Source organism: Acidaminococcus fermentans, assembly GCF_009696675.1.
GTDB lineage: Bacteria > Bacillota > Negativicutes > Acidaminococcales > Acidaminococcaceae > Acidaminococcus.
In genome coordinates this window covers 23412-45299 of record NZ_VULN01000012.1, presented here as the reverse complement: position 1 = coordinate 45299, position 21888 = coordinate 23412, and the positions used below count along the sequence as shown (strand labels likewise).

Annotated in this window: 19 protein-coding genes; 6 read left to right on the top strand and 13 right to left on the bottom strand. The window is 57.9% G+C overall.

Going from position 1 to position 21888, the window contains the following annotated elements:
* Positions 1 to 18: 18 nt before the first annotated feature.
* Complete coding sequence (gene amrA / locus FX155_RS08730; RefSeq protein WP_154488449.1) at positions 19 to 1416, top strand: AmmeMemoRadiSam system protein A; 1398 nt, start codon at positions 19 to 21, stop codon at positions 1414 to 1416.
* Positions 1413 to 2255 (top strand): AmmeMemoRadiSam system radical SAM enzyme, encoded by an 843-nt coding sequence (amrS, locus tag FX155_RS08725; RefSeq protein WP_154488448.1) that lies wholly within the window; start codon positions 1413 to 1415, stop codon positions 2253 to 2255. Before amrA ends, amrS begins: the two co-directional genes overlap by 4 nt.
* Before the next feature lie 54 nt (positions 2256 to 2309).
* Here amrS and FX155_RS08720 read toward each other — a convergent pair whose 3' ends face one another.
* From FX155_RS08720 to FX155_RS08700, 5 genes are all read right to left on the bottom strand, one after another.
* Complete coding sequence (locus FX155_RS08720; protein WP_154488447.1) at positions 2310 to 2885, bottom strand: hypothetical protein; 576 nt, start codon at positions 2883 to 2885, stop codon at positions 2310 to 2312.
* A gap of 43 nt (positions 2886 to 2928) precedes the next feature.
* Positions 2929 to 4365 carry a sensor histidine kinase gene (locus FX155_RS08715; RefSeq protein WP_154488446.1) on the bottom strand — a complete coding sequence of 479 codons (1437 nt, stop codon included), beginning with the start codon at positions 4363 to 4365 and terminating at the stop codon, positions 2929 to 2931.
* Positions 4349 to 5023, bottom strand: coding sequence for a response regulator transcription factor (locus FX155_RS08710; RefSeq protein WP_022487893.1), 675 nt, complete (start codon positions 5021 to 5023; stop codon positions 4349 to 4351). Before FX155_RS08710 ends, FX155_RS08715 begins: the two co-directional genes overlap by 17 nt.
* 826 nt (positions 5024 to 5849) lie before the next feature.
* A complete protein-coding gene (locus tag FX155_RS08705) occupies positions 5850 to 7172 on the bottom strand; it encodes a CitMHS family transporter (protein ID WP_022487892.1) in 1323 nt (440 codons plus the stop codon).
* Positions 7173 to 7251: 79 nt separating this feature from the next.
* Positions 7252 to 9540 (bottom strand): hydratase, encoded by a 2289-nt coding sequence (locus FX155_RS08700; RefSeq protein WP_022487891.1) that lies wholly within the window; start codon positions 9538 to 9540, stop codon positions 7252 to 7254.
* A gap of 417 nt (positions 9541 to 9957) precedes the next feature.
* On the opposite strand from FX155_RS08700, the gene FX155_RS08695 reads away from it, so the two are divergent.
* Positions 9958 to 10815: a LysR family transcriptional regulator gene (locus FX155_RS08695; protein WP_022487890.1), complete on the top strand. Its 858-nt coding sequence runs from the start codon at positions 9958 to 9960 to the stop codon at positions 10813 to 10815.
* Positions 10816 to 11383: 568 nt separating this feature from the next.
* Here FX155_RS08695 and FX155_RS08690 read toward each other — a convergent pair.
* From FX155_RS08690 to FX155_RS08670, 5 genes are all read right to left on the bottom strand, one after another.
* Positions 11384 to 11887 carry a DUF6803 family protein gene (locus tag FX155_RS08690; RefSeq protein WP_154488445.1) on the bottom strand — a complete coding sequence of 168 codons (504 nt, stop codon included), beginning with the start codon at positions 11885 to 11887 and terminating at the stop codon, positions 11384 to 11386.
* Between the two features lie 199 nt (positions 11888 to 12086).
* Positions 12087 to 13247, bottom strand: coding sequence for a sensor histidine kinase (locus tag FX155_RS08685; protein ID WP_022487885.1), 1161 nt, complete (start codon positions 13245 to 13247; stop codon positions 12087 to 12089).
* A 4-nt stretch (positions 13248 to 13251) separates the two neighbouring features.
* Positions 13252 to 13968, bottom strand: a complete 717-nt coding sequence (locus FX155_RS08680) for a response regulator transcription factor (protein WP_022487884.1) — start codon at positions 13966 to 13968, stop codon at positions 13252 to 13254.
* Positions 13969 to 14031: 63 nt separating this feature from the next.
* Positions 14032 to 14301: a hypothetical protein gene (locus FX155_RS08675; protein ID WP_022487883.1), complete on the bottom strand. Its 270-nt coding sequence runs from the start codon at positions 14299 to 14301 to the stop codon at positions 14032 to 14034.
* 150 nt (positions 14302 to 14451) lie between these two features.
* Positions 14452 to 15354: a metal ABC transporter solute-binding protein, Zn/Mn family gene (locus FX155_RS08670; protein WP_022487882.1), complete on the bottom strand. Its 903-nt coding sequence runs from the start codon at positions 15352 to 15354 to the stop codon at positions 14452 to 14454.
* Between the two features lie 168 nt (positions 15355 to 15522).
* On the opposite strand from FX155_RS08670, the gene FX155_RS08665 reads away from it, so the two are divergent.
* The 3 genes from FX155_RS08665 to FX155_RS08655 are packed head-to-tail and all read left to right on the top strand — an operon-like array spanning position 15523 to position 17441.
* A complete protein-coding gene (locus FX155_RS08665) occupies positions 15523 to 16197 on the top strand; it encodes a metal ABC transporter ATP-binding protein (protein WP_022487881.1) in 675 nt (224 codons plus the stop codon).
* On the top strand, positions 16190 to 17002 hold the full coding sequence (locus FX155_RS08660; RefSeq protein WP_154488444.1) for a metal ABC transporter permease: 813 nt from the start codon (positions 16190 to 16192) through the stop codon (positions 17000 to 17002). The genes FX155_RS08665 and FX155_RS08660 overlap by 8 nt, the downstream gene beginning before the upstream one ends.
* On the top strand, positions 16995 to 17441 hold the full coding sequence (locus FX155_RS08655) for a Fur family transcriptional regulator (protein ID WP_022487879.1): 447 nt from the start codon (positions 16995 to 16997) through the stop codon (positions 17439 to 17441). Before FX155_RS08660 ends, FX155_RS08655 begins: the two co-directional genes overlap by 8 nt.
* Positions 17442 to 17470: 29 nt before the next feature.
* Here the strand turns inward: FX155_RS08655 and FX155_RS08650 are convergent, their stop codons facing one another.
* The 3 genes from FX155_RS08650 to FX155_RS08640 all read right to left on the bottom strand — a co-directional run bounded on the left by FX155_RS08650 (position 17471) and on the right by FX155_RS08640 (position 21708).
* Positions 17471 to 18760 carry a Na+/H+ antiporter NhaC family protein gene (locus tag FX155_RS08650; protein ID WP_154488443.1) on the bottom strand — a complete coding sequence of 430 codons (1290 nt, stop codon included), beginning with the start codon at positions 18758 to 18760 and terminating at the stop codon, positions 17471 to 17473.
* A 97-nt stretch (positions 18761 to 18857) separates the two neighbouring features.
* Positions 18858 to 20378 carry a galactarate dehydratase gene (garD, locus tag FX155_RS08645; protein WP_022487877.1) on the bottom strand — a complete coding sequence of 507 codons (1521 nt, stop codon included), beginning with the start codon at positions 20376 to 20378 and terminating at the stop codon, positions 18858 to 18860.
* A gap of 16 nt (positions 20379 to 20394) precedes the next feature.
* A complete protein-coding gene (locus tag FX155_RS08640; RefSeq protein WP_154488442.1) occupies positions 20395 to 21708 on the bottom strand; it encodes a lactate racemase domain-containing protein in 1314 nt (437 codons plus the stop codon).
* Between the last annotated feature and the right edge of the window lie 180 nt (positions 21709 to 21888).

The window sequence follows — 21888 nt, the reverse complement described above, 5'->3', positions numbered from 1 at the left end:
GAAAGAGAGGTGTTTCCTATGACAATCCTTGCTTCTTTTGCGGTCCCCCATCCCCCCATCATCCTGCCGGAAGTGGGCCGGGGGGAGGAGAGAAAAATCGCCGCCACCACCGCTGCCTATGAGGCAGTCATGAAACAGGCGGCGGAGCTCCATCCGGATACCCTGATCATCACCAGTCCCCATGCGGAAATGTACCTGGACTACTTCCACATGGCCCCGGGCCGGAAGGCCCAGGGGAACTTCGCCCAGTTCCGGGCCCCCCAGGTGGAGATTTCCGCAGCCTATGACCAGGAGCTGGCATCCCTGATCGCCGACGAAGCGGAAAAAGCCGGGATCCCGGCGGGTTTTGAAGGGGAACGGAATCCGGACCTGGACCACGGCACTATGATTCCCCTGTATTTTTACCGGAAATACGGTTCCCTGGACCAGGTGAAAGTGGTCCGGATCGGCCTGTCCGGCTTCGGTCCTGATGTCCATTACCTTTTCGGCCGGTGCATCCGGGACGCGGCGGACAAGCTGGGCCGCCGGGCGGTGTTCATCGCCAGCGGGGACCTGTCCCACAAACTGAAGGAGGACGGTCCCTACGGCTATGTGCCGGAAGGTCCCGTCTTCGACCGGCAGTGCACGGAAGCCCTGGGCCAGGGGGACTTTTTCCGGCTCCTGACCCTGGACCATTCCCTGTGCACCCGGGCGGCGGAATGCGGTCTCCGCTCCTTCTGGATCATGGCTGGTGCCTGGGACGGCCGGGACGTGGCCTCCCGTCTCCTGTCCTATGAGGGACCCTTCGGGGTGGGCTACGGAGTGGCTTCCTTCCTGCCCCAGGGACCGGATCCTGCCAGGCAGTTCCTTTCTCCGCTGCTCCAGGCGGAGAAGCAGCAGCGGGAGGACCGGATCGCCCGGGAAGATCCCTATGTGAAGCTGGCCCGGCTGTCCGTGGAAACCTGGGTGAAGCACCGGGAAATGGCCTCCCTGCCGGCCCATCTCCCCCCGGAGATGCTCCAGACCCGGGCAGGTGCCTTTGTCTCCCTCCATCTCCATGACCAGCTCCGGGGCTGCATCGGCACCTTCCTGCCCACCCAGGCCAATGTGGCGGAAGAAATCCTCCGGAACGGGATCTCCGCCGCCTCCCGGGATCCCCGGTTCCCACCGGTACGGCCGGAAGAACTGCCCTTCCTGGAATACAATGTGGATGTGCTCAGCACCCCGGAACCGGTTTCCGGACCTGAAGGACTGGATCCCCGGAAGTACGGCGTCATTGTGAAAAGTGCCCGGGACGAACGGAGAGGTCTTCTGCTGCCGGATCTGGATGGAGTGGATACAACGGAGGAACAGATTGCCATCGCCCGTCAGAAAGGAAATATAGCGGCCACAGAGCCTGTCCAACTGTACCGGTTCCAGGTGGTGAGACACAGATGACGGAAACAGACGCCCTGCTCACCTGCCCTCTCTGTCCCCATCACTGCCGGCTGGCCCCGGGGCAGGCCGGCTTCTGCCGGGCCCGCTCCAACCGGGACGGACGCATCCTGCCGGACAATTACGGCTTCCTCACTTCCCTGGCCCTGGACCCCATCGAGAAAAAGCCCCTCCGCCGGTTCCATCCCGGCAGCCAGATCCTGTCCCTGGGCAGCTGGGGCTGCAGCCTCCGGTGTCCCTTCTGCCAGAACGCCTCCATTGCTCAAGCCGGACCGGAAACCGCCCGGCTCCGTCTGGATCCGGAGCAGCTGCTGGCCCTGGCCCTGGAATACCGGGAAAAAGCCGGCAGCATCGGGGTGCCCTTTACCTACAACGAGCCCCTGGTGGGCTATGAATATGTCCGGGACTGTGCCCGTCTGCTGAAAGAGCACGGCCTTGCCACGGTCCTGGTGACCAACGGGTTCCTGTGCCGGAAGCCCTGGGAAGCCCTGCTGCCCCCGGTGGACGCCGCCAACATCGACCTGAAAGGGTTCACCCCGGAGTTCTACCAGTGGCTCCAGGGGGATCTGGAAACGGTGAAGACCCATATCCGGCTGGCAGTGGAAGTCGGCTGCCATGTGGAAGTGACCACCCTGGTGATCCCGGGGAAAAATGACGGAGAGGAAGACATGGAAAAGGAGGCCCGATGGCTGGCCTCCCTCTCCCCGGATCTCCCCCTCCACATTTCCCGGTACTTCCCCCGCTGGCACCTGGACCTGCCCCCCACCCCGGTGGAAACGGTGTACCATCTGGCCGCTCTGGCCAGGAAATGGCTGAAGTACGTGTATGAGGGGAATTGCTGACCGTTGACAAAAAAAGTGGTGCCTGCGTGTATTTTTTGCACAGGCACCACTTTTTTATCTCCACCACCCTGCCTTCTGCTGGATGGGATTCAGTTTATGGACCTGTCCGTGCAGGACCTGTCCGCTTTGGGCATCCACCAGGAACTGGTAGCCCATGCCGTCTTTTTCACACCGGGCCAGATACACCCCCGGGAAAGCATTGGCCGCCTTGGCCATTTCCGGACGGGGCATCCCCGGCTGCCGGGAAGTGGCTCCGGTCCGGCTGTCCTTCCGTTCTTCCTTCTTTTCTCCCGGTTTCCGGTCATCCAGGGTAATGCTCTGGAAGGTGATGGAGGAAGGATCCGTTCCCAGGGTGCTGGCAATGCTTTCCTTCACCGCATCAGTGGACACCAGGGTAATATTCTGCTGGGCCGCCATGTTCTGGAGCATCCGGGTCTTGGCCTGGGCTTCCTGGAGCCTGGCTTCCGCCTTGGCCTTGTGCATGGCGAACTTGCCTCCCCCGGCCACAATGGCCAGGGCCACAAGGCACCCGGCGCCTTTCTTCAGCCGCTGAGGGGTGATCTGTTTCCGGCCCCATTGTGCTGCTTCAACCAAACGTGCTTTGCATTGTTCCATTTTTTCCTTTTCCATAACAAACCCTCCTCAGATGGATGCTGTGTTTTCCTTTTGATGGTTACAGTATAGGGGAGGAAGATGAAAAAGGAATGAAAAGCCAGAAGGTGCTTCCCTTTCCCACCTGGCTTTCGGCGCCGGCTTTGCCTTTCATCAGTTTGGCGGCGGCGGCCACGAAGGAAAGCCCCAATCCCAGGCCTGTGTTCTGTTTCTTGTTCCGGGAAGGATCCGCCTGGTACAGCCGGTTCCAGATCTTATCCAGTTCCTCCCGGGGCAGGCCGTTCCCATCATCGGTAATGGAAAGCCGGACGCCTCCCTCGGCTTCTTCCAGTCTCACCTGGATCCGGGTCCGGGTGAACTTCAAGGCATTGTCCAGATAGTTGCTGAGGATCCGGTTCAGCAGCGGTTCATCCCCCAGCACCTGAAGATCCGGAGCGATCCGGGCCTCCCACTGGAATTTCCCCGCCTGGGGCAGCTTCTGATAATCCTCCAGGGTCTCCCGGACCAGCCGGCTCAGGTCCACCGGCACCAGTTCCAGATTCTTCCGGTTCCCCAGCCGGGACAGTTCCAGCAGCTGGTTGATCAGCTGGCTCATCCGCCGGGACTGCTGGAAAATATGCTGGAATTCCTCCCGGGCTTCTTCCAGATTGTCCGTATAATCCTTGCCGAATTCGCTTTCCGCCATGATCACCGCCGTGGGAGTCCGCAGTTCGTGGGACACATCGGAAGTGAACCGTTTCTCCCGTTCCAGGAGTTCTTCGATCTGTCCCAGCATCCAGTTGAAGGTCCGGCCCATCTGGTGGATCTCATCCCGGCTGTCGTCCAGGGGGATCCGCTGGGACAGGTCCCCGGTTTCCCCAATGGCCCGGGCCGCCTCGCTGATGGCCCTGACCGGAGCAAAACTCCGTTTGATGATCTTGTAGCCCCCCAGGGTCACCAGGATCAGGAACAGGGGCAGGGCAATCAGCGCCCCCAGCAGCATGGCCTGATGGTACCGGGCATACACCGTATCCGCCAGATAGCCCCGGATGAACCGGCCCGGCCCGTGGTATGTCCCTTTCCGGAATTCCTCCCGATCCGGCCGCAGGGGCAGATCCAGATAATGATAGGGCACCCCATTGATCACCACCGGCTGAGGTCCCCGGCCAAACACGGGCTCCTTCGGATGAGGCGCGTTTTCCGGTTCCGTCCCCTGAAGCAGATTTCCCCGATCGTCCCGTAAGGCCAGATACACATTGTCATCATAGGCCCGGAATTTCCCCCCTTTTTCCATATACCGGTCCCCGGCTTTTTCCACCGCTTTGGTCAGGCTCCGGGTGGCGGTCCGTTTTTCATAATCCGCCCCCATTTTCAGGATCACCCCGGTGAAAAGCAGCAGGATGATGGACAGGAACAGGGTGTACCACAAAGTGACCCGGAGGGAAACCGGGAGACTCTTCAGCTGCTTCCACCTTTTTTGCAGCCAGTGACAGACGGCTGTTTTATACTTTAAGGACATAGCCGGTGCCTCTTACGGTGTGGAGCAGTTTGGGTTCGAAATCTTTGTCGATTTTTTTCCGCAGGGTCTTGATGTACACATCCACCATATTGGAATACCCTTCATAGGAAAAATCCCAGGCGTGTTCCAGGATCTGTTCCCGGGACAGGACCGTCCCCTGGTTCCGCAGGAGATAATCCAGCACGGAGAACTCCTTGGGAGTCAGAGAAATCTCCTGGCCCCCCCGGGTCACCTGATGGGTCCGGGTATCCAGGGTGAGATCCGCCAGGATCAGCTGGGTCCGGGCTGTCTGCTGGGCATTGCTCCGCCGGAGCAGGCTCCGGATCCGGGCCAGCAGCTCATCGAATTCAAAAGGCTTCACCAGGTAGTCATCTCCCCCGGCATCCAGGCCGGTGACCTTGTCCTGGGTGCTGTCCAGGGCCGTCAGGAACAGGACGGGCACCCGGCTGCCCTTTTCCCGGATCTTCTTCACCAGGGTCAGCCCGTCCATTTCCGGCATCATGATATCCACGATCAAAAGATCGTATTCCGCGGCGTCCAGATACTCCAGGGCTTCCTTCCCGTTGAAGGCGCAGTCCACGGAGTAGGCTTCGATCTTCAGCCGTTTGGCGATGATTTTATTCAGCGTGGGTTCATCTTCCACCACAAGGATTTTCATGCAGCATCCCTCCCATACTTCTACATTGTACAGGATAGCAGAGGAAAATGAAAAGCCAGTGAAGGGTGGATCTGCAGAAGAACTCCTATTGATTATAGTTAGTGTAACCTAAAATATTTTCACCAGGTTATAAGCCGCATTTTTCCTTGTTTTTTAACAGAAATAGAGTACAATATCTACAGGGGAGAAACAGTGGCAGAAAAATTTTTAAAAGTTTTTTCGAAAAAAGCTTGCATCCCTAGTGGATGTATGCTAGAATTGCTCCTGTAAGTAAAGACTAACCGCATTGTCTTTATTTTTTTCAAGGCTAATGGTTATGATTTCCTAACCATTAGCCACTCCCCTTGCTTATTGTCTTTGAGGACCTTCCTACCGATGGTCTTCAGCTCATTGTCATAAAGGAAACACCGGGTTGTGTGCCCCGGTGCCTCCACTCCCTCTCTGGGAGGGACCGCCACTCCTCAGGCCCTCCCCAACCGACCCTTTTTTATTGTCAACCTTCAAACAAAAACAGCGGCAGAGAAGCGCAGCTCTGCCGCTGTTTTTGTTGGGGCTGTTGCATGCGCAACAGCCCCTTAGTCGGAAGTCAGGAGTCTGAAGTCGGAAGCCTCAGGACAGGATCCGCCTGGCTGGACGGATCCTTTTGATTATGTAAAACCAGAATCGAATTCAATCTGAGCGACCATTTCGTCTAAAGGTTCTACATATTCAAAAATTTGCCTGCAAATTTAACATTCGGCTTCAGACTTCAGACTCCAGACTTGAGCCGCTATGCGGCTCTACAGCTAAGGGGGTGTTGCACGGAACGTGCGACACCCCCTTTTTTTTACATCTGGAACACACCCATGATCCCGGCAGCAAATACGGTGATGATGCTGAGGATCCACAGATAGGGAGCGGAGAATTTCAGCTGTTCCTTCAGGGATACCCCGGCCATGCCGATCAGCAGCCAGGTGGTGGCGTTGTGAGGAGTCACCATGATGCAGAAGTCTTTCCCGATCAGCATGCTCATGGCAATATCGTGAGCGGCCACCCCGAACTTCTCCGCCACCCCGATGCACAGAGGCATGAAGCCGAAGAAGAAGGAGTCGGTGCCCAGCATCATGCCGAAAGGCACGGACAGGCAGCCCATGACGGTGGCCAGTTTGGGCCCCAGGGCATCCGGCATAATGTAGATCAGGATATTGGCCATGCTCTTCATCATCCCGGTGCCGTTCAGGATCCCCAGGAAGATCCCGGTGGTCAAAAGGATCATGGGAGTCAAAAGAGCCGCGGAAGCATGGCGTTTCACCGCGTTGGCCTGCTCCTTGGCGGAACGGAAGTTGATGATCAGGGCAGCGGCCAGGCCGATCATGAAGGCGCCGTAGAGAGGAATCTTGGTGAAGCACATGAGCAGGATGACCACCAGGGTCACCAGCCAGTTGATCCACACCAGTTTGGGCCGTTTCAGGCTGGGATCAGCCGGCGCATCGTTCCCGGCCATGCTCAGGTCTTCACTGAGTTCCGCAGCCTTCCCGGTGGGGTTCAGGCCGGCGCCCCGTTTCTTTTCCAGGAGGCCCAGGTAAATGCAAAAGGCCAGCACAATGATCAGGCCCACACCCTGGAGAGGCAGCAGTTCATGCCACAGGATGCTGGCATCGGTTTTCAGGATAATGGCAGTACGGGCCACAGGGCCGCCCCAGGGGGTCAGGTTCATGATACTGATGGCGGCGGAAATGATGCAGCACAGCACCACAGGACGGATGTGGAGCTTTTTGTACAGGGGCAGCATGGCAGGGACGGTGATCAGGCAGGTCCCGGCAGTAGTGCCGTCCAGGTGGGCGATGGTGGCGATGATCCCGGTGGCGATGGTGACCAGGACAATGTTGTTCCCGGCTTTCTTGGCCAGGAAGTTCATGAGAGGATCGAACATGCCCACATCATTCATCAAAGCAAAGTAAACAATGGAAAACAGGAACAGGATGGCGGTGGACATGGTGGTGCCCACGCCTTTTTTGATGAAGGCGAATACTTCTGCAGGGGCAAAACCGCAGAGCAGGGCAATGATAATGGGGAATGCCACGAAAATGGGGATGGCATTCATCTTGGAGGAGATCAGACAGTACACGACCAGTCCGATCAGGACGAAACCAGCAATACCTAACAACATGTTGTACTCCTTTCTGCCAGGAAGCAGGAGAAGGAAGGGCCTGTGCCCGCCTTCTCCTCTTCAGGTTGGACGGCAGATCTTATTTTTTGCTGCCTGCGTAGTAGTTGATCAGACAGCCTGCAGCCAGGATGTCTTTCTGGGAGGGTTCCACACTGCCCAAGTGCAGGGTGATCTCCCCGGTCTTCTTTCCGTCCCGGATCAGGAAGCCCTTGTATTCATCCTTGTCACTCAGGAGGATTTCCCGAACATTGGGGACATAGACCAGATCCCCCACCGCCAGTTTCCGGGAGTCTTCATAGGAAGTCAGGAACGGCAGCATTCCCCAGTTCATCACATTGCTGCGGTACCGTTTGGTGGCATATTCCAAGGCAATGTTGGCTGCCCCGCCCAGTACCCGCTGGCAGGAAGCCGCCTGTTCCCGGGCGGACCCATCACCCGGTTTGTTGGCATAGACCACCGAACCTACAGAAGTATCTTTCTCCATCTGGTCCACAGATTCCTGCAAACACAGAGCATTTTTTACAGAACTGTACAGATTGTTCAGTTCTTCACAGTTTTCCCCGTCCTGCCGGGCTTTTTCCAGGGTCCGGACAGCTTTGGCCCGTCCCACATATTCCGGCACCTTCCGGCTCAGGGCAAATTCGCTGAGGGCATAGGGATCGCTCCGGTAGGAAGAGGTTTCCCCGGAGGGGATCAGTTCGTCGGTGGTGGTCACCGGATCATCGATCCAGGCAGCCACTTTCAGCAGCAGGTTCTTGTTGAGCTTTTCAATGGAAGGCCAGGGTTTGATGGAAGGTCCGTACACCAGCTCTTCCTTTTTGTCCGGCTGGCCGATGCCGTCGAACACCTTGTGGTCATAGGGCAGGCTGTCGTAATGGTAAGCCGGCACGCTGTCGTCGTAGTCCACCTCCGTGGCCGGGGTCAGGGCCCCATGGTTGGCCGCCGTGGCTGCCACGCTCCGGGCATCCATCAGGGCTACGGAAGCGATCTGTCCCTTGCCAGGCTTGCTCCCTTCCCGGTTGGGGAAGTTCCGGGTGGTGTGCCGGACGCTGAATCCCTTGTTGTTGGGAGTATCCCCAGCGCCAAAGCAGGGGCCGCAGAAAGCGGACCGGACCACGGCGCCGGCGTCCATGAGATCTGCCAGGGCTCCGTTGCGCATCAGTTCCATATAGATGGGATGGCTGGAGGGATAGACGCTGAAGGCGAACCGTTCGCTGCCGATGCTCTTTCCTTTCAGGATATGGGCGGCCGCCACCAGGTTTTCGTACAGACCGCCGGAGCAGCCGGCAATCAGACCCTGGTCGCAGTGCATCTTCCCGTCATAGTATTTGTCCGCCAGACCCAGGGACAGTTCCTTGTTGTCCAGCATGTTCACTGCCTGTTCTTCGATTTCCGCCAGCAGGTCTTTGCCCCCTTCGTTCAGTTCCTTGATGGTGTACACATGGCTGGGATGGAAGGGCATGGCAATCATGGATTCCACCTTGTCCAGATCTACCACCACGGCTCCGTCGTAGCAGGCCAGATCTCCCGGTTTCATTTCCTTGTAGGCTTCCGGACGGTGGTGGAGTTCCAGGTAGTCCTTTACGGTGGTGTCCGTGGACCAGATGGTGGTCAGGCAGGTGGTTTCCGTGGTCATCACGTCGATGCCGTTCCGGAAGTCCATGGACAGGCCGGCGATCCCCGGTCCCATGAATTCCATCACCTTGTTCTTCACGAAACCGTTTTTGAAAACGGCTTTTTCAATGGCCAGAGCCACATCCTGGGGCCCTACCCCATGGCGGGGTTTCCCTTTCAGATAAATGGCGATCACCTGGGGCCGCTGGACATCGTAGGTATGGCCCAGGAGCTGCTTCACCAGTTCCGGACCTCCTTCCCCGATGGCCATGGTGCCGAAGGCCCCGTACCGGGTATGGCTGTCGGACCCCAGGATCATCTTCCCGCCGCCGGCCATCCGTTCCCGCATGTATTCATGGATGACAGCCATATGGGGCGGTACGTAAAGACCCCCGAACCGCTTCACGGCAGACAGGCCGAAAACATGGTCGTCCTCGTTGATGGTGCCTCCTACGGCGGCCAGGCTGTTGTGGCAGTTGGTCAGGATGTAGGGGATGGGGAAATGGTCCAGGCCGCTGGCAATGGCCGTTTGGATGATCCCCACATAGGTGATGTCATGGCTGGTGAGAGCATCGAACTTCAGATGGAGGTCTTCCATCCCGCTGCCCTGCTGGTGGGCTTCCATCACCTGATAGGCCAGGGTCTTCTTCACCCCTTCCGCCCGGTCGGCTTTAACCCCCTGGGCAGCCAGTTCCTGCTCCGTCAGCAGCTGTCCATCTCTGTAATATACATTCTCGTGGATCAGTTCAACCATTTTTGTCCTCCTCCAAAATTCCGATTCAATTGTGCACAGCCTTATCATAGAATTCTCTGTGAAATAACACAAATACGTGTTTATTTGTATCAGCCATCAAATTATTCTATGGCTATTTTGAAACCACCGGCAGGCGGTTTCAAGGTTTTCCACAATTGGGAGAACCGGGACAGGTTCTTTCCATGGGCCTGAGACTCATGGCTTGAGACTCGAGACCCCAAAAAGGGACTGCTGCTCATGCAACAGTCCCTTTTGGGTTTGCTGGTTTCCAAGAGGCGACGCTCTCTTTCGAGATCTGCCCGCTGTCCCCTCTTTCCCTTTCAGTGTACCTGTTCCCGACCTAAAAAACAAATAGGATTTTATTCGGTTTTGCGATAAAATATATTTATCCTTTTAAGCCCTGAAGGAGGCCCCCTTATGGACAACAAAGACATCCTGCTGCTGAAGACCCTCTACGAAGAAAAGAACATCACCCACACCGCCAAGCGGCTGTTCCTGTCCCAGCCGGCCCTTACCGACCGGCTGAAACGGCTGGAGGCGGAATTTGGCTGTACCCTGTTCCTCCGCCAGCCCCGGGGGATCCAGTTCACTTCGGAAGGAGAACTGCTGTACCGGTTCTTCCTGAAAACTGAAGCCTCCTACCTGAAGATCCGGGACACCCTGTCCGACGCCAGGGTCCACCCGGCCGGCACCCTGTCCATTGCCTGTTCCAACGTGTTCGCCAAATACCATATGCCCCGGATCCTGACCCAGTTCCGGCAGACCTACCCCCGGATCGAAATCCACATGAAAAGCGGGTTCAGCCATGACCGGTACCGGGACTTCCTGGAAGGGAAATACCATGTGTGCATTGTCCGGGGCGGCCACAACTGGAACGAAGAAAAACGGCTCCTGTGGCAGGATCCTCTCTGTGCCTTCAGCCGGGACCCTCTGAACATGGATCTGCTGCCCAGCTATCCCTACATCCATTACATCACCGACCCCATGCTCCAGAACGTGCTGGACGAATGGTGGTACGCCCACTACCGGAAGCCCCCCTTCACCATCATCGAAACCGATGCCATGGACACCTGCCTGAAAATGGTCCAGGAAGGACTGGGGTTCACCCTGCTCTCCCGGAGCTGCGGCCAGGACACTCCCCAGGTCCACCCCACCGTGCTCACCACTGTGGAAGGCCAGCCCCTGATGCGGGAAACCTGGATGTACTACCGGAAAAACTACCACCTTCTGGCCAGCGTCCGGGCCTTTGTGGATTTCATGAAGGAGAAGTATTAAGAGGCGGCATAGGCGCCGCCCCGGTCAGCGGTCAACGGCCGATGGAAGGAACCCGGACACGGGTTCCTTTGCAAGAGGACGCAGCCTGCGGCTGCTAACCCACCACCAGCCTACTGGCTGGTCCCCCGCCCTTGCAAAGGGCGGATAATGAGTACCAGGGCATATGCCATGGCACTCACATAATGCAATGGGCCGAAGGCCCGAGCAGATATCCGCCCGTTTCAAGGGCGGGGGACCGTTGCGCTTGCGCAATGGTGGTGGGTTAGCATCCAACGGATGCGTTTCCAATCAAAAGCAGTTCCCTTTTGGGGAAAAAATTACGTACTTCCCAGCGAAATTTTTACTGTCTGCAATAAGCGTTGGGGAAATAAAAAGGGGCTGTTGCACGTTGCGTGCAACAACCCCTTGAGTCGCGGGCTTGTTAGTGCTGGCCGAAGGACCCGTTTTGCTGATTCCAGCAGATTTTGCCTTGTCATCCTATAGAAAAAGGTCAAACGGCTTGGACGTCCAGGCTCGCGACCCATGACCCACGGCCCGCGACCGGGGGTGTGGATACATTCACACCCCCTTACATATGCCCCATCTGGTGCATCTGATGCATTGGAGCGGGCATAGGCTGCCAACCGGTAATGGTGGGATCCACCATGCCGAACACCATGGCCACGTGGCTCACCACCAGGAACCCGATCAAAAGACCGAAATGGCGCAGGGTCCGCTGCTGATCCGTGAGATGCTTCCCTGTGATTCCCAGTTCCATGAGAGCAATGGCCCCCAGGGGAACGATTCCCAGCAGATAGGCCACGATGGCCAGCTGGTCCGCCCAGCCCTTCCAGTGGATTCCGGGCACAACGTTCACCAGAAGATACAGCACTACCAGAGCGAAATACACTCCGGCAGCAATTCCCAGCCAGTGATTCCAGGTCTTCCAGCCCGCCGCTTTGCCGTTGTAATAGGTGGTGTAGAATTCCGTGGCCACCAGGGATTCCGCCAGCACCACCGGGATCACCATAAACAGGATCAGGTTCCAGGGCTGGTTGGCCGCCAGCAGATCCATATAATTCGTCATAACCATTGCACATCGCTCCTTTTCAGCAGTTCCTTAAAATCATAGTTGTATTATAGGGATAGAATGTGCAGATGGTGGGAAGAGAATATGAAGAAAATATGAAGGGGTTGTTGCCTAGGCAACAGCCCGGTCAACGGTCAGCTGCCAACGTTCAACGGCCGCTGACCATGGACCGCCAACAGGCCGGCAGCCTATGCAGCCGGCCCTACAATTCCACCACAAACTCCGCCCCGCCCTCTTTCCGGTTCCGGGCAGTGATGGTCCCGCCCTGGGCTTCCACGAAGCTTTTGGCCAGAGAGAGCCCGATACCGCTGCCTCCAGAAGCCCGGTTCCGGGATTTGTCTCCCCGGTAGAACTGTTCGAACACATGGGGCAGGTCTTCCGGGGCAATTCCCGGCCCTTCATCGGCAATGGTCAGCCGCACCCGGTCTCCTGCCGGTTCCGTTTTCAGCAGGATGGGGGTCCCCGGATGGGTGTACCGGATGGCGTTGGTGATCAGGTTGTACAGAATCTGGTTCAGCCGGTCCGGATCCAGCTGCCGTTCCGGCAGACCGGGTGCCAGTTCCTTTACGAACCGGAGCTTTTTTTCTTCCAGCAGAGGTTCCAGCATGTCCGCCGCCCGTTCCACTTTTTCATCCAGATCCACCGGCTGGAGATGGAGTTCCAGACGATGAACCTGGGCCAGGGACAGATCCCGGAGATCTCCCACCAGCCGGGTCAGCCGCATAACCTCTTCCTGCATGGAGAACAGCTTGTCCGGAGCCGGTTCCTCCACTCCGTCCAGCATGCTTTCCAGGTGGCCCTGGAGCACCGCCAGCGGGGTTTTCAGTTCATGGGCGATGTTGGCCAGAAGCTCCTGCCGGTTGCTTTCATTGGCCGCCAGTTCCGCGGACATCTGGTTGAACACTTCCGCCAGCTGGCCCACTTCATCCTGGGTATCCACCGGGACTTCCTGTTTCAGGTCCCCCTGACGGATCTTTTCCGCCGCCTGGGACAGCTGCCGGAGAGGCCGGGTGATGTTCCCGGACAGGAAGTAGCTGACCACCAGCCCCACTCCTGCAAACAGGAAGCCAACCCACCACAGGGACTGGTGATAGGATTCCACAAAGGTCCGTTCCGCCACCCCCAGCATCATCCGGTGGTGCATGCCTCCCATGCCCATGCCGCCCCCCATCATCCCACGGCCCATGCCCCGGCCATAGCCGCCGGCTCCCTGCTGGCCCGCCAGGGCGGAAGGATCCTGGAGATACTGGAAAAAGTGGGTTTCCATCTGTTGGCTGCAGATGGAAATCACAATCAGGGCACAGACCAGGATCAGCAGGAAAGTGCTCACCATCATTTTGTTCCGTACACTGTGAAAGCGCATGGCCTCAGCCTCCGAATTTGTAGCCGATCCCGTACACCGTCAGGATGTACCGGGGATTTTTGGAATCCGGTTCGATTTTCCGCCGCAGGTTCCGGATGTGGGCATCAATGGTCCGTTCATAGCCGTCAAAGGCAAATCCATGGCTGTTTTCCATTAATTGCAGCCGGTTGTAAACATGGCCAGGGCTTTTCATAAGGACTTCCAGCAGGCTGAACTCAATGGGAGTCAGTTCGATGGATTTCCAGGTGCCGTCCCCTTCCTGGCGCAGCAGCAGATGCCGGTCCAGATCCAGCTCCAGATTCCCGGCCCGGATCACTGTTTCCGGTTTTTCCTGCTTCTGCTGGCCATAGGCTCCGTAGGTCCGCCGGAGCAGGGCCCGGACCCGGGCCACCAGTTCCCGCATGCTGAAGGGTTTGGTCACATAGTCATCCGCCCCCAGTTCCAGTCCCATGAGCCGGTCGAATTCCGCATCCCGGGCCGTGAGCATGATAATGGGCACAGTGCTTTTCTGCCGGATGGTCCGGCACACGTCCCGGCCGTCAATTTTGGGCAGCATCAGGTCCAGCACCAGCAGCTGGGGCTGTTCCTGTTCAAAGACCCGGAGGGCCTCCTCCCCGTCCCGGGCGGAAAACACCGTAAATTGTTCTTTTTGGAAATAGTTCACCAGAAGATCCAGCAGCTTGGGATCATCGTCCACCAGCAGTACAGAGTAGTTGTCCATAAGCGCCTCCTTGTTGGAGACATTATATAAAAAGGAGGTGTTGCTGTGCAACACCTCCTTTTTTCAGCTCTGCTGCCCCTGGCCGTTGTCTTCCCAGCAGGGGGGCCGGTCCTGGTTCCAGCAGCCGCCCCGGCGGCCGGCTCTCCGATGATGTCCGTTCTGCTGATAGTAAGGGCATCCAACCTGGTTGTCCAACGTTTGTACAACCGGCTGATTTTCCGTTACCGCTTCCGCTGCATGAACCGGAGATACCGCCAGCAAACGGGGTCCGGCAATGCTTCCTGCTGCAAAGAATGCTGCTGCCACTGCCAGAGTCTTGAATTTGGTTGTCATGATGGATCATCCTTTCTTTCTCATCCAGGAGGGTGGGTTTCTTTTTCCTTTGTCTTTATTATACCCGTTCCCTGTGCAGGAGTTGTTGGGGAAATATGAAGAAAATATGAAGAGGGAGGCATGGAACGTGCCCCCTCTGTCAGCGGCCCCCTACTTCAGGCTTTCGTAGATCCGTGCCAGATTCTCTTCCATCTGGACCAGATAGTCTCCTTCCCCTTCTCCCCCTTCCAGGGTGTGGATGGGCACCACTTTGGCTCCCACTTCCCGGGCCAGGGATTCACTGGTCTTGGGGCTTACCGCCGCTTCAGTGAAAATGGTCCGGACCTGATGGGCCCTGCAGTATTCCACCAGGCTGGCCAGCTGCCGGGCATTGGGTTCTCCGGAGGCAAAGACGCCTTCCACGCTGTTCTGTTCCAGGCCGAAATCCCGGCACAGATAGGCAAAGGCTGCATGACCGGTGACGAATTCCTTCCGGGGGAGATCCTGGAATTTCCCTTTGTAGGCAGCTTCCAGCTGCCGGAGACGGCCGATGAACTTTTCTCCGTTTGCCTGGTAATAGCCGGCGTTGACCGGATCCGCCTGGGACAGGCCCCGGACAATGGCCGCCGCTTCCACCTGAGCACAGGCAGGGCTCAGCCAGGCATGGGGATCATACTGGCCGTGTTCCCTGGCTTCCTCGGCATCCTCATTGGCAATGGGAGTCACTTCCCGGGCCGCCACCACCTGGACCAGGTCCCGGTTTTCCGCCGCCTTCACCATTTCTTCCGCCCAGGGTTCCATACCCAGTCCCTGGATCACCAGGACCCGGGCCCGGCTCAGGTCCTTCATGCTTTTGGTGGTGGGCTGGAATTCATGGGGCTCCGTCCCTTCCGGGATCAGGGTGGTCACCGCCACCTTGTCCCCTCCGATGGCTTCCGTCATTTCCTTCATGGCATAGAAACTGGCCACCACCGGCAGTTTCCCCTCTTTCGTCTTTTCCGGGGCCGTCTTTCCCCCGCATCCCGCCAGCAGCACCAAAGCCCCCGCCAGCAGCAAAAATAAAATCCGTTTCATTGATTGTTTCCTTTCCTTTTGCATAGCCCTGTAATGGCTAAAGCAAAATCGTGGGGAAATGCAAACCATTTGCATTTTCGCGAAAGATATCATATCATATAGAGTATCGTCCGTCAATAAACGCAAATGATTTGCATTTGCGCCATTATACTGGAAAGAGGTCGTACCATGCTTCAAATATCCCATCTGTCCTTTGCTTATGAGCAGGGACCCTATCTGCTCCATGACCTGTCCATGGAAATCCATGACGGGGACTATGTGGCCATTGTAGGAGAAAACGGCAGCGGCAAAAGCACCCTGGTAAAGCTGATCCTGGGGCTCCTGTCTCCCAGCAGCGGCACCATCTCCTGCACCTTCCGCCGGCCCGCCTATGTGCCCCAGCCTACGGACATGATCAACAAGCAGTTTCCCATTACTGTCCGGGAAGTCCTGGACTATACCCGGAAAGTCCTCCAGATCAAAGACCGGAATGCGGTGGACCGGGCCCTGGACCGGATGCACATCTCTTCTCTCCAGGATCATCTCATCGGTGCCCTCTCCGGCGGTCAGTACCAGAAGGTGATGATTGCCAAAGCCCTTTTGGGAAAGCCGGATCTGATGATTTTCGATGAACCTTCCACCGGCATGGATCTGAAAAGCCAGGATGACCTGTATCCCCTGATCCATCATCTCAACGAAGAACGGGGGATCACGGTGATCACTGTAGAGCACAACCTGCGGTATGCCGCCCACAACGCCTCCAGCTTCTTCCATGTGGTCCGGGGCCAGGGGCATTTCTGCACCCCCCAGGAATACATCCGGGAATACCTGGCAGAAAACGGAGGTGACTGCGCCCATGTTTGATTACGCCTTTATGCGGAACGCCCTGGCGGTGTCCCTGCTGATTTCCCTTATCTGTCCCCTGATCGGCACCTTCCTGGTGCTCCGCCGGTACTCCATGATCGGAGACGCCCTGAGTCATGCGTCCCTGGCAGGGGTGGCCACCGGTCTCCTGTTCCATGCCAACCCCATTATCAGCGCCTTCTGTGTCACTTCCTTCTTCGGCCTGCTGATCGAAGTGCTCCGGGAAAAATTCCGCCGGTATGCAGAACTGACCCTGGTGATCGTCCTGTCCCTGTCCGTGGGCATCGCCATTACCATCATCAGCTCCGGCCTGGTCCACGCCAATGTGGATTCCTTCCTGTTCGGCAGCATCCTGACCGTAACCCAGGGAGAAGTGACCACCGTGGCCATCCTGACCGTGGTGTCCCTCCTGGCCATTTTCAGCCTGTTCCCCCAGCTGGTGCTCCTTTCCTTTGATGAGGACGGCGCCCGGATCCTGGGCGTGAAGGACCGGGCCATCAACTATGTGTTCTCCCTTCTGGTGGCTGCCACCATTTCCGTGTCCATCCGGATCGTGGGGATCCTGGTGATCAGCTCCCTGATCGCCCTGCCGGTGGCCACCGCCCTCCAGCTCCGTCAGGGATTCAAGAGAACCATGGCCCTGGCGGTACTCTTCAGCTTCCTGGACGTTATGGCCGGTCTCTTTGCCTCCTATTACATCGGAGCCGCCCCAGGGGGAATCACGGCCATTGTGTCCGTCCTGCTCCTTCTGCTGGTCCTCTGTTTCCAGACCCGGCGCCAGAAACGGCAGGTGCGCCATGGATAAGAACGGATCTCCCCTGGACGCCCGGCAGCTGATCCGCCGGGCCGGCCTGAAATGCACCCAAGCCCGGTGCCAGGTGCTGGAACTGCTCCTGGAACAGCGGGAAGTCCTCAGTGCCGACGATATTTATGAAAAACTCCTCCAGGCCGGAGCCAGCCTGAATTTTTCCACCGTGTACCGGATCCTGGAAAGCTTCACGGAAAAGAAGCTGACGGAAAAGGTCCTGCTGCCCCAAAGCCGGAAATACGGGTTCCTGCTGTACACCCTCAGCCACACCCACCACCTGATCTGCCTGGGCTGCCACAAAGTGGTGAACATCGACGGCTGCCCCCTCCACGGCTTCGAAGAAGAACTGGCCCAAAAGACCCGGTTCGAAATCGTGGGCCATTATCTGGAGCTGTACGGATATTGTGAAGAGTGCAGGAAAAAGGGGCGCTACTGAGCAGCGCCCCTTAAAGCCGTTCTGCCCCTTCAAGCGGCAGAACGGCTTTTTATCAATCCCCACACCGGAAGCAGAATCAGATACACTCCCAGGACCACGGAGCTGTGAGGGGCTCCGGTGGTGTCCAGGATGGTGGCGCAGGCAATGGACCAGGGAATCAGAGGAGAAATCACCACCGCCGTGTTCTCCAGGTCCAGGGCCAGCTGTTCCCGGTCCTTCACAAAGGGACTGCACAGCTGGTGGGTGAGCACGATGCTCAGGGTCTGGTTGCAGGACACCATGCCGGTAAACAGGGCGGCCAGGATGATGGCCGGATAGGTCCCCGCCTTCTCCTTCAGCTGCTGGAACAGTCCCTCGATGCCTTTCAGCAGCCCGGTGCCCTTGAAGATGCCTCCGAAAGAAGCGGACAGACACACAATGGAGGCCACCCGGACCATGGAGGTGATGCCCCCGCCGCTGAGCATCCCTGCGTATTCCGGGTCTGACAGATGATAGCCGGTGGCCAGGATCCGGACCAGATAGGCCCAGGGCCAGCCCTGGACAAAATGGCACAGGAGCAGGGCAAGGAAGATGCTTACGGCCATGTTCTTCTTCACGGACACCCGGAAGAAGCTCAGCACCAGGATGCTCACCGCCGGCAGTACCAGCCAGGGAGTGAAATGGTAAATGTCATACAGACCGCTGACCATGGCGCCCACCTGGCCCATACCCGGCAGCCACAGGCCCAGCCCCAGATAGAACAGGCTGGCCAGGGCAAAGGGGACCAGGGCAAACCGGGCCATGTTCCCGATGTTTTTGTAGATGTCCGTTCCTGTAAGCACGCTGACCAGAAGGGCACTGGTGGAAACCGGAGACATCCGGTCTCCGAAATAGGTGCCGGACAAAATGGCGCCCCCGCTGTAAAAAGGAGAGATCCCCAGGGTCTCCCCGATGGACAGGGTAATCACCCCCATGGTGGCCGCCGTGCCAAAGGACGTCCCCAGCAGGAAGGATACGGCGCAGTTCAGCCAGAAGGTAAGCAGCAGGAACACGGAAGGCCGGATGAACCGGACCGCCAGGGCAATGATGTAGCCGATGGTGCCGGAAGCCCGCCAGGCCGCCGTCAGCATGCCAATGAGGATGAACACCAGGAAAATGGTCTTCACTGACAGGACTCCCTCCCAGGCCATTTTCAGCACGGCCCCGAAAGAGTGCCCCCGGTACAGTCCATAACCGAAAAACAGCAGGAACCCTACAAACAGCGCCCCCAAAAGGGGCAGTCCCGTAAAAATAAACAAAAAAAGCACGAGGCAAAAAGCCCCCAGGATAAGATTTTCCATAACTTGTGATAACTCCGTAAAAACTGTCAATGGTCAGCGGTCAATGGTCAATGGCCATTGACAAAGGGTGTTGCCCAAAGGCAACACCCTCATTATATCACGTAATCGGTGCCGGATTGAAGATGCACAGATCGTTGTGGAAGCCGTACTGATCGCTGTAGGGCTTCTTCTTTCCGCTGGCCACATCCAGGATGAACCGGAAGATCTCCGTGCCCACTTCCGGGATGGTGGCTTCCCCGGTGGCCACCCCACCGGCAGAAATATCGATCATGTCGAACCAGTTGTCCTTCATTTCGTTCCGGCTGCACACCTTGATCACCGGGGCAATGGCCAGGCCGTAGGGGGTGCCCCGTCCGGTCATGAACACCTGGAGCCCGATCCCCGAAGCCAGCTGGCTGGGGCCGCACACAATGTCGCTGGCAGGAGTGGCTGCATAGATCAGCCCGTGTTTGGTGGGTTTTTCCGCCGGGGACAACACTTCCACAATGGGACTGGTGCCGCTTTTGGCAATGGACCCCATGGCCTTTTCCACAATATTGGCCAGGCCGCCCTTTTTGTTCCCCGGAGTGGGGTTGGCATCCCGGTCCACACCCCCATCAGCCAGGTAGTCGTCGTACCATTTCATTTCCGCCGCCAGTTTGTCCCGGACTTCCCGGTTCACGCACCGGGCCGCCAGCATGGGCACCCCGTCCCGGACTTCCGTCACTTCACTGAACATCACCGTGGCGCCGCCTTTTACCAGCATGTCCGCCGCGTAACCGGCACTGGGATTGGCGGTGAGCCCGGAAAAGGCATCGGAGCCGCCGCACTGGAGCCCCACCACCAATTCACTGAGAGGCAGTTCTTCCCGCCGGCGCTGCTCCAGTCTTTGGAGCTTCTTTTCCGCCATGTCCAGGATGGCCTGCATCATGGCGTCATGGCCGTGGCAGTCCTGGAGGGTCAGGCAGTTGTCCGGATTGATTTCTTCCGGTTCCAGCAGCCGGTCATAGGTGAGCTTTTCACAACCCAGGCCGATGAGCATGATTTCCCCGCCGAAATTGGGGTGCCGGATCAGGTTCCGGACCGCTCGGATGGGGATCTTGGCCATGGGAGCGTTGATGGCCACCCCGCAGCCATAGGGATGGTTCACCGCCACCACATCATCCACATGGGGATACTTGGGCAGCAGTTCCCGGCGGATCCGGTCCACTGCCACATTCACCACCCCGGCGGCACACTGGACGGTGGTCACCACCCCCAGCAGGTTCCGGGTGCCTGCCGGACCCTTTTTGTTCCGGTAGCCCCACCAGGTGGTCTGGACCGGATCCGGCAGTTCTTCCGGCGGAACGATGTGGGTGGCATAGGGCAGATCATGGAGGGCCGGACTTTCCGGCAGGTCCAGCATGTGTTCGTTGATCCAACTGCCCTTGGGGATGGCGTCCTTGGCATAGCCCAGGACCACCCCGTAGCGGATGATCTCTCCCCCTTTGGGAATATCCTCCAGGGCGATTTTGTGGGCCTGGGGAATGGGCTGGAGGGAAACCACTCCCGGCAGTACTTCCGTGCCCACCGGCAGGTCATGGACGGCAATGGCCACATTGTCCTTGTCCTTGACCTTGATTACAAGAGGTGCAGTCATAGGATTTCTTCCTTTCTCAGATTTTTGTCAGCAGGGTCCCTGCTGCATCGAATTCCAGGGCTTCCGGTTCATCCAGGGCTTCCAGATGAGGGTACTGCCCGGCCTTTACGGCTTCATAATAGCTTTCGCTGAGCATCACGGTGCCGATGTGGGAAGTATTGGGGATCCGGACCACCCGGACTTTGGCCGGGTCCCGGTCCACCCCGTTGGTGGTACGGATGCACAGCTGGATGGCTTCCTTGTCCGTGGGCACCACAAAGGGAATCATCCCGGATTTGAACACCGTGTTGGTGACGATGTTGGGATACATGGCATCCATGTCGATCTTGTTGAACAGCCGGGCGGTGATGCAGTTGGCCAGGCCGATGCCCAGGGCGTTCCCGTGGGAGGCTTCCGACAGGTCCAGGAAGCAGGTCCGCTGGACCTTCAGGCCTCCGTGGGCGTATTCGGTGGAGAAGGTCCCGGCAATGTTGGGGTCCACCCCGGTGCCGGAATAGTTCTTCCCGATTTCATCCACCACCAGCACATCCGCTTCCTTCACCAGCAGGGAGGGCATGTTGGCAAAGGCGAATTTCAGCCACTCCGCCTCTTCCTCGATCATGTGCGGGGTATCGATGGCCACGATTTTGCAGGTTTCGTCGTAGGCGTTTTCAATGGAGGGGATGGCAAACAGGATGGGGGCTTTTTCCAGGAACACTTTGGCCATGGAAGGGATGTGTTCCGCAATCTTTCCCATACCGTCGGCGTGAACGTTTTCCGCCCCTTTCTGTTTCCCCAGGCCCACCGCCATCATTTTGCAGGGACCGCTTTCCACCTTCCCCCGGAAAGCATTGTGCGGCTTCAGCCGGCAGGAGAGGATGATGCCGTCCGCCTCATAGGCGTTCTTGTCCATGTACACCGGCCGGCCGGAACCGCTCATGCCCAGGTACACCGTTTCCATGCTGCTGCGGATCTCACAGCCCATGGCTTCTTCGGTGATCCCGTAGCCGGCCAGGATTTCCAGCTGGCCTTCCGCCGTGGCCCCGCCATGGCTCCCCATGGCCGGGACGATGAAGGGGCGGGTGCCCCGTTCTTTGCAGAATTCCACAATGGACCGGGTGATCAGGGCCACATTGGCAATGCCCCGGCTCCCGGCAGTAATGGCCACGGACATCCCCGGTTTCAGCTTGCTCACAAAAGGTTCCCGGCTCATTTCACTCCGGACCGCCCCGGGAATCTCCTCCGGGGTCAGCACCGGCCGGGGAAAGGTCTGCCGGGCCCGGAACATCCGGGGCAAGAGTACATTTTCCAGCAGTTGGGAAACGACCCCGCCTCTGGTGGTGATTTTCATAACATCCAACCTCCTTCAACCTCAGGCAAAGCCCGAAGCCCATCCGCACAGATTTTTCTGATACCTTTATTGTACGGTCCGGGGAAGTATAAATCAAATTCATTGTTTTTAGATGATTCATTAAATATATTAAGAGAAAAAAAGGGGGCTGTTGCATAAGCAACAGCCCCCTTTTGGAGG